Source organism: Streptomyces racemochromogenes (assembly GCF_044129415.1).
In the GTDB taxonomy this organism is placed as follows: Bacteria; Actinomycetota; Actinomycetes; order Streptomycetales; family Streptomycetaceae; genus Streptomyces; species Streptomyces racemochromogenes_A.
On the sequence record NZ_JBBDHD010000075.1, the window covers coordinates 26,338 to 33,877 of the forward strand.

Annotated in this window: 8 protein-coding genes; 4 read left to right on the forward strand and 4 right to left on the reverse strand. The window is 75.4% G+C overall.

Annotated elements, in window-relative coordinates; translation table 11 throughout:
- Positions 1-23: 23 nt before the first annotated feature.
- Positions 24-956, reverse strand: a complete 933-nt coding sequence (locus tag WDV06_RS24630) for an ion transporter (protein ID WP_395511950.1) — start codon at positions 954-956, stop codon at positions 24-26.
- Positions 957-1,155: 199 nt separating this feature from the next.
- Between WDV06_RS24630 and WDV06_RS24635 the strand changes: the two genes are divergently transcribed.
- On the forward strand, positions 1,156-2,349 hold the full coding sequence (locus WDV06_RS24635) for a sensor histidine kinase (RefSeq protein ID WP_395511951.1): 1,194 nt from the start codon (positions 1,156-1,158) through the stop codon (positions 2,347-2,349).
- A complete protein-coding gene (locus tag WDV06_RS24640) occupies positions 2,346-3,086 on the forward strand; it encodes a response regulator (protein ID WP_395511952.1) in 741 nt (246 codons plus the stop codon). Before WDV06_RS24635 ends, WDV06_RS24640 begins: the two co-directional genes overlap by 4 nt.
- Positions 3,087-3,225: 139 nt before the next feature.
- Here WDV06_RS24640 and WDV06_RS24645 read toward each other — a convergent pair whose 3' ends face one another.
- Positions 3,226-3,630: a DUF5997 family protein gene (locus WDV06_RS24645; RefSeq protein ID WP_395511953.1), complete on the reverse strand. Its 405-nt coding sequence runs from the start codon at positions 3,628-3,630 to the stop codon at positions 3,226-3,228.
- Between the two features lie 57 nt (positions 3,631-3,687).
- On the opposite strand from WDV06_RS24645, the gene WDV06_RS24650 reads away from it, so the two are divergent.
- Positions 3,688-4,467, forward strand: coding sequence for a LysR substrate-binding domain-containing protein (locus WDV06_RS24650; RefSeq protein ID WP_395511954.1), 780 nt, complete (start codon positions 3,688-3,690; stop codon positions 4,465-4,467).
- Positions 4,468-4,544: 77 nt separating this feature from the next.
- Here the strand turns inward: WDV06_RS24650 and WDV06_RS24655 are convergent, their stop codons facing one another.
- A complete protein-coding gene (locus WDV06_RS24655; RefSeq protein WP_395511955.1) occupies positions 4,545-5,180 on the reverse strand; it encodes a hypothetical protein in 636 nt (211 codons plus the stop codon).
- A gap of 251 nt (positions 5,181-5,431) precedes the next feature.
- Here WDV06_RS24655 and WDV06_RS24660 point away from each other — a divergent pair, with 251 nt between their 5' ends.
- Entirely contained in the window at positions 5,432-6,832 is a 1,401-nt protein-coding gene (locus tag WDV06_RS24660; RefSeq protein WP_395511956.1) for an NADP-dependent succinic semialdehyde dehydrogenase, read from the forward strand.
- 3 nt (positions 6,833-6,835) lie between these two features.
- Here WDV06_RS24660 and WDV06_RS24665 read toward each other — a convergent pair whose 3' ends face one another.
- A complete protein-coding gene (locus WDV06_RS24665; protein ID WP_395511957.1) occupies positions 6,836-7,429 on the reverse strand; it encodes a TetR/AcrR family transcriptional regulator in 594 nt (197 codons plus the stop codon).
- Positions 7,430-7,540: the final 111 nt, after the last annotated feature.

A 7,540-nucleotide genomic window follows, 5' to 3' on the forward strand; every position in this document is an offset into this window, starting at 1 on the left:
GGGTCCCGCCGGTGCCGCGCCGGCTAGGCCGTCTCCAGCTGCCGCTCGGGCTCGCGCCGCTCCGGGTCCCGGGGCCCGGGGGCGGCCGCCGTCGCGGGCCGCGCGAGGTCGAGGCTGGCCTCCAGGTCGTCCAGGGCGAGGCGGGCCGCGGCGATCCGCTCCCGGACCTCGTCGGCGGCGTCCGCGTCCCGAGCCGCCCGCTCCCGGGCCCGCGCCTCGGCCTCCTCCATCTCCCGCGCCTCGTCCAGCGAGTTCAGGACCACCCCGATCAGGACGTTGACCAGCACGAACGAGGCGAGGAGCGCGTAGGAGGCGTAGTAGAGGATGCTGAACCGGGAGATCTCCAGCCCGGCCCGGACGGCGTCCGTCAGCCCGTCCAGGGTGGTGAGCAGGAACAGGGTGAGCGCGGCCCGGCCGATCGAGCCGTAGTGCTGCGGATCGGATCCGGCGAAGCACACCCAGCCGACCATCGCGTACACGTACACCACCAGCGCGCCGACGAACAGGAAGCTCGCCGTGCCCGGCAGGCTGCGCCCGACCGCGAGCAGCAGGATCCTCAGGTGCGGCAGGAAACGGGCGGTGCGCAGCACCCGGGCCAGCCGCAGGAGCCGCAGCACGGTGGTGTTCGAGCGCAGGAACGGCAGGAAGGCCGAGGCGACGATCAGCAGGTCGAAGATGTTCCAGGGGTCCCGGAAGAACTCCTTCGGCCGGTCCGCGTAGGAGCCGAGGCGCAGCACCATCTCCAGCGTGAACACGACCAGGCAGCCGTCCTCCGCCAGTTGCAGGACCCGGCCCTGGGAGGCCGCCAGACCGCTGTACGTCTCCGCGCCCATCAGCCCCGCGTTGATCAGGATCACCATGAAGACGCCCATGCCGAACGAGGGGGAGTCGGTGATCCCCCGGCAGTGCGCGGCAAGTCTCCTGCGGCCCGACCCGGCCGGCCTGGTGTCCGTCATCTCGCTCCTCCAACTCGTCACTCACGCGCGGCACGCGGATCGTCGGACGGCGCACAGCGCGGGCGCGCGCGCCGGTCCGTCCTTCTAACGCCCGACGGCCGAACGGGTTTCAGCACATCCCGGAGCCGCAGGACCCCCCTCCGGGGGCGTAAGCCCGCGGGCCGATGTCCGTACGGGGCCCGGTGGTTACTGTCGCGACATGAACACAACAGCGCTCCGAGCGCCCCTCGGTACGGATACGGGAACGGGGGCGCGGACGGCCCTCCTGGACTGGGGCGGCGCCGCCCTCTACCTCCTCGCGGCGGGGCTCCTCCTCAGTGCCGGCCCCGGTGACTCCGGCCTGTTGCAGGCGACCGTGCTGCTGCTCGCGGTCAGCCTGCTGGCCGGGCTGGTCCGGCGCCGGCCGCAGGCCGCGCTGGCGATGACCGTCCTCGCCGGTACGCTCGTCGCCTTCTCGGCGGGTGACCAAGGCCCGGACCGCCTGCTCGTCTACCTCCCCGTGGATTTCGTCCTCGGTGCCGTCGTGGCCGGGCGCCCCCGCCGTGAGGCGGTCGCCGCCGGCAGCGCGGTCGCCGTGGTGCAGGTCCTGGCCGCCGGTCTCCTCGCACCCGGTCCGCTGCTCACCAGCGCCGGCCTGGTCGCGGTCCTGGCGCTCGGCACCAGCTGCATGGCCGGCCTCCTGGTGCGCCAGCGGCGCGTCCACGCCGTGGAACTGCGGGCCAAGGCCGTGTCCGAGGCGGTGACCGCCGAACGCCTGCGCATCGCACGGGAGCTGCACGACATGGTCGCCCACAGCATCGGCGTCATCGCCATCCAGGCGGGCGTGGGCGGCCGGGTCATCGGGACCCGGCCCGAGGAGGCGCGCAGCGCGCTCGACGCCATCGAGCGGACCAGCCGGGAGGCCCTCGCGGGTCTGCGCCGGACCCTGGTCGCCCTGCGCCGGGCCGAGCCGGGGGAGGAGGACGGCGGCGTCCCCACCGTGCCCGCGCCCGGAGTCGCCGGCCTCGACGCGCTCGCGGCCTCGCTCAGGGGGTCGGGCGTGGGGGTCGAGGTGCGCTGGACCGGTGAGCCGCGCCGGCTGCCGCCGGACATCGACCTGTCCGTGTACCGCATCGTGCAGGAGGCCCTCACCAACGTCGTCCGGCACGCGGGAGGCTCCGCCCGGGCCCGGGTGACCGTGGACTTCCGGGAGCGGGAGGTGCACGTGGAGGTCGTCGACGACGGCAGGGGAGCGGCGGTCCGGCCCGGCGGTGCGGGCTTCGGCATCACCGGCATGTACGAGAGGGTGAGCCTGCTCCAGGGCCGCTTCAGCGCCGGCCCCCGGCCGGAAGGCGGGTTCCGGGTCGCGGCGGAGCTGCCGCTGCCCGCCGGGAGCACGGAGGTCCCGCGATGACCCGGGCCCCGGCAGATGCCCCGGACGGGGGCCGGGACCGGGCGCAGGCCCCGGCCCGGGTGCGCGTCCTGCTCGTCGACGACCAGCCGCTGGTGCGTTCGGGGCTGCGGGTGCTCATCGGCGAGTCCCCCGACCTGGAGGTGGTGGCCGAGGCCGGGACGGGCGCGGAGGCCGTCGAACAGGCGGCCGCCCACGGCCCCGACGTGGTGGTGATGGACATCCGCATGCCCGGCATGGACGGAATCGAGGCCACCCGCCGCATCACCGGCGGGCCGGGGGCGCCCAGGGTGCTGGTCCTGACCACCTTCGACGAGGACGAGCACGTCTACGGGGCGCTGCGCGCGGGCGCGAGCGGGTTCGCGGTCAAGGACATGGCCCTGGAGGACATCCTCGCGGCGGTCCGGGTGGTCGCCGCCGGGGACGCGCTGATCGCCCCGGGCGTCACCCGCCGCCTGATCGCGGACTTCGTCCGGGGCCCCGGCCGCGCTCCCGGCCGGTCCGCACGGCCGGTGGAGGGCGTCACCGACCGGGAGCGCGAGGTGCTCACGCTGGTCGGGCGGGGCCGGTCGAACACGGAGATCGCCGAGGAGCTGTTCATCTCCGTCGCCACCGCCAAGGCGCATGTGGCGCGGCTGTTCGGCAAGCTCGGGGCCCGGGACCGGGTCCAGCTGGTGATCACGGCGTACGAGGCAGGTCTGGTCTCCGCCTCCGGTCGGGAACGGGACGCCCGGAACTAGCCGGTGCCGGTGCGACCGGCCTCGCGGGCCGTGCGCCGGGGCGCCTTCCGCCCCCGGGCCCGCGGCACGCGGACGGCCGGGCCGGGTCCCTCGCGGACCCGGCCCGGCCGTCGTGCGTGCGTCTGTGCGGCGAAGGAGGTCAGGAACGCTTCTGCGCGTCCTTCTGGGCCTTCTCCGCCTGCTTCTCCTTGATCCGGACGGCCTCCTTGCGGACCTCCGCCTGGGTGGCGCGCTCCTTCTGCAGCCACTCCGGGTTGTCCTGCTTGAGGGCCTCGATCTGCTCCGTGGTGAGCGCCTCGGTGATCCCGCCGCGCGCGAGACCGGCGATCGAGACGCCCAGCTTCGAGGCGACGACCGGGCGCGGGTGCGGACCGTTGCGCCGCAGCTCCACCAGCCAGGCGGGCGGCTCGGCCTGGAGTGCGTTCAGCTCGGTGCGCGAGACCACGCCCTCCCGGAACTCTGCGGGGGTGGCCTCAAGGTACACACCCAGCTTCTTCGCCGCGGTCGCGGGCTTCATCGTCTGGGTGCTCTGGTGCGACGTCATGCCCCCAGGGTATCGAGCATGTGCGCGGGCTCCGACCACGACCGGTAACCTTGCGGGGTGACAGGCTCGGATGCAACCCCTTCGTTCCGGCTCGCCTATGTCCCGGGAGTGACGCCCACCAAGTGGGTGCGGATCTGGAACGAGCGGCTGCCCGACATCCCGCTGACCCTGGTCGGCGTGAGCGCCGGCGAGGCGTTCGCCGCACTGCGCGCTGGTGAGGCCGACGCCGGATTCGTACGGCTGCCCGTGGACGGCGCGGACCTCAGCGCGATCCCGCTCTACACCGAGACCACCGTGGTGGTGGTCCCCAAGGACCACGTCGTGGCCGCGGTGGACGAGGTGACGGCCGGGGACCTGGCCGACGAGATCGTGCTGCACCCCCTCGACGACGTCCTGGGCTGGGAGACCCCGCCCGGGAAGCCCGCGTTCGAACGGCCCGCCACCACGGCGGACGCCATCGAGCTGGTGGCGGCCGGCATCGGCGTGCTCGTCGTCCCCCAGTCCCTCGCCCGGCTGCACCACCGCAAGGACCTCACCTACCGGCCCGTCACCGACGCCCCCGCCTCGCGCGTCGCGCTGTCCTGGCCGGAGGAGAAGACCACCGACATGGTCGAGGACTTCATCGGCATCGTCCGGGGCCGGACGGTCAACAGCTCCCGCGGCCGCCAGGCCGCGCCGGCGCAGCCCCAGCAGGACCGCAAGGCCGCGGCGGCGAAGAAGACCGGCGGCAAGCCCCGGACGACGGGCAAGCCGGCGGCCCGTTCCGGCGGCAAGCCGGGTGCCCGCGGCGGAGCCGCCCCCAAGCGCGGCGGCGGCAAGCCGCGCCGCCGCCCGTAGCCCAGCCTCCCGCCGCGTCGGCCCACCCTGCCACCGCGCCCGTCACGGCCGGCCCGTGCGGCGGGGCCGACCCGAGGTCAGCCCGGTGCGTCCGGTGCCGGCGGTTCGATCCGCCCTTCGGGGTGGGAGCGGTCCGGGTCCGGGCCGGACGGCGGGGTGCGGAGGGTGACCAGGCGGTAGGCGGGGGCGCGCTTCGGCCGGCGTTCGCCGCCGCGCAGCCCCCGGGCCTGCTGGACCGCCGCGTCCACGAGCGCGGCCACCAGCGGGTTCGCCCGGCGCAGGCGCAGCAGCTGGTCCGAGCGCAGGCCGACGATCGCGGCGGACGTACCGGCGCTCGCACCCCGGGCCACGGACTGGAGGAACAGCCGCAGGCCCAGTGCGCTGGTCCGACCCCGGGCCGGGACCCGGTGCGCCGCCGCCAGGGCCGTCGCCGCCGCGAGGGCGGCCTCGAAGGCGGGGTCCCGGGCCCGCCACCCGGCGAGGAGTGCCTCCGGGATCCCCGCGGCCGCGGCGCAGCCCGCCGGGCCCAGACCCATGGCGGCCGCGTGCACGGCGCGGGCGCGGCGGGCGTCGTTCTCCGCCAGCAGGTCCGGCTCGGGGTCGAGTACGGCGGCCAGGGCCAGGTCGAGCTCCTCGGCGGCGGTGAGCCCCGCCACCAGCTCCCGGGCCCACTCCCGGCGGCGCTCCGGTTCGTCCTGCGCCCGCTCGTCCACGGTCCGTCCGCCTCCCGCCCGGCTCCTGCGGCTCCCTCGGTTCCCCGGGTCTCCCGATCCCATTGTGCGACCGGCGCGGGCCCGGCGCGGAAGCGTCTCGGCAGGTGGCCGCGCCAACGGCCCCGGTCCGCGGCGCGGGCGGCCCGCCCGGCGGCCGCCCGGTCGCGGCGACGCGGCCGGTCCTCGCGTTGCGCCCGCGGGAGCGGGCGGGCAGGGTCGGTGGGGCGGCTCCCTCGCAGGAAGGTCCGACCATGCCCATCGCCACCGTCAACCCCACGACCGGCCAGACCCTGCGCACGTTCGACGCGCTCGACGCCGACGGCATCGAACGCCGCCTCGCCGAGGCCGCGCGCACGTCCGCCGCCTACCGGCGCACCACCTTCGCGGAACGCTCCGCACTGCTGAACCGCGCGGCCGGCCTCCTGGAGGCCGAGGGCGAGGACATCGCCCGCACCATGACCATCGAGATGGGCAAACCGCTCGCCGCGGCCCGCGCCGAGGCGGCCAAGTGCGTCAAGGCGATGCGCTGGTACGCCGCCCACGCGGAAGGCCTCCTCGCCGACGAGCACCCCGCCGCATCCGACGTCCGCGACGCCGGCGCCTCGGCCGTCCGGGTGCGCTACCGGCCGCTGGGGGTTGTGCTCGCCGTCATGCCGTGGAACTTCCCGCTCTGGCAGGTCGTACGGTTCGCGGCGCCGGCGCTCATGGCCGGCAACGTGGGCCTGCTGAAGCACTCCTCGAACGTCCCCCAGACGGCCCTCTACCTGGGCGACCTCTTCCGCCGGGCCGGATTCCCGGAGGGCTGCTTCCAGACCCTGCTGATCGGCTCGGGCCCCGTCGAGGGCATCCTGCGCGACCCCAGGGTGGCCGCGGCCACCCTGACCGGCAGCGAGCCGGCCGGGCGGGCGGTGGCGTCGGTCGCCGGCGACGAGGTGAAGAAGACGGTCCTGGAGCTCGGCGGCAGCGATCCCTACGTCGTGATGCCCTCCGCCGACATCGCCCGGGCGGCGAAGACCGCCGTGACCGCGCGGGTGCAGAACAACGGACAGTCCTGCATCGCGGCCAAGCGGTTCATCGTGCACACCGATGTCTACGAGGAGTTCGCCCGGCTCTTCACCGAGGGCATGTCGGGGCTGACCGTCGGCGACCCGATGCAGGAGTCCACCGACGTCGGCCCGCTGGCCACCGAGAGCGGCCGCGCCGACGTGGAGGAGCTCGTCGACGACGCCGTCCGGCAGGGGGCCACGGTCCTGTGCGGGGGCCGGCGCCCGCCGGAGCACCCGAACGGCTGGTTCTACGAGCCCACCGTGCTGGCCGACGTCACCCCGGCGATGCGCATCGACCAGGAGGAGACCTTCGGGCCCGTCGCCACCCTCTACCGGGTGGGCAGCCTCGACGAGGCCGTGGAGCGGGCCAACCACACACCGTTCGGGCTGAGTTCGAACGTCTGGACCCGGGACGACGCCGAGCTGGAGCGGTTCGTCCACGAGCTGGAGGCCGGCGGGGTCTTCGTCAACGGCATGACCGCCTCCCACCCCGCCCTGCCCTTCGGCGGCGTCAAGCGGTCCGGCTACGGGCGGGAGCTGTCCGGCCACGGCATCCGGGAGTTCTGCAACATCACCACCGTGTGGCAGGCGGCGGACCCCGCCTGAGGATCACGGCCCCATGAGCCCCTGGACGTGGTCGGTGACCATGTCCAGGAGGTCCGCGGCCGCCCCCTCGTCGCCGAGCACCAGCAGGCCGAGGGTCAGCCCGTCCGTCATCGCGGCCAGGTAGCCGGCCAGCACAGCCACCGGCACCCGCGGCCGCAGCCCCGTGTCGCGGGCCAGCCGGCGGATGAGCTCCTCGTAGGTGTCGCGGTACATCGCGTACTGGCGGCGCGCCAGGTGCTCGAACCCCGGCTGGCGCAGGGCGTACTGGGTGAGCTCGTACGTCAGCATGTGCTCGCCGGGCTGGGCGCACACGTGGTCCCAGTACGCCTGGAAGCCCGCCCGGATCGTCTCCCTCAGGGTGGCCTTCGGGCGGATCGCCTCCCTGACCACCGTGATGTAGTGGGCGGTGATCGCCTCGATGACCGCTTCGAGCAGGGCCTGCTTGGAGTCGAAGCAGTAGTGGAAGACGCTGAGTGACACCCCGGCCTCGGCGGCGATCGACCGGGTCGTGGTGCGGGCGACGCCGTCACGGGTCATCGCGCGGATCGCGGCCTCGGTCAGCTGCGCCCGCCGTTCCGCCGACGGCAGCCGGGCCATGGGACCCCTCTCGTTCCGGCGAGGCCGGGGGGGGGGGGGGGGGGGGGGGGGGGGGGGGGGGGGGGGGGGGGGGCCCCCCCCCCCCCCCCCCCCCCCCCCCCCCCCCCCCCC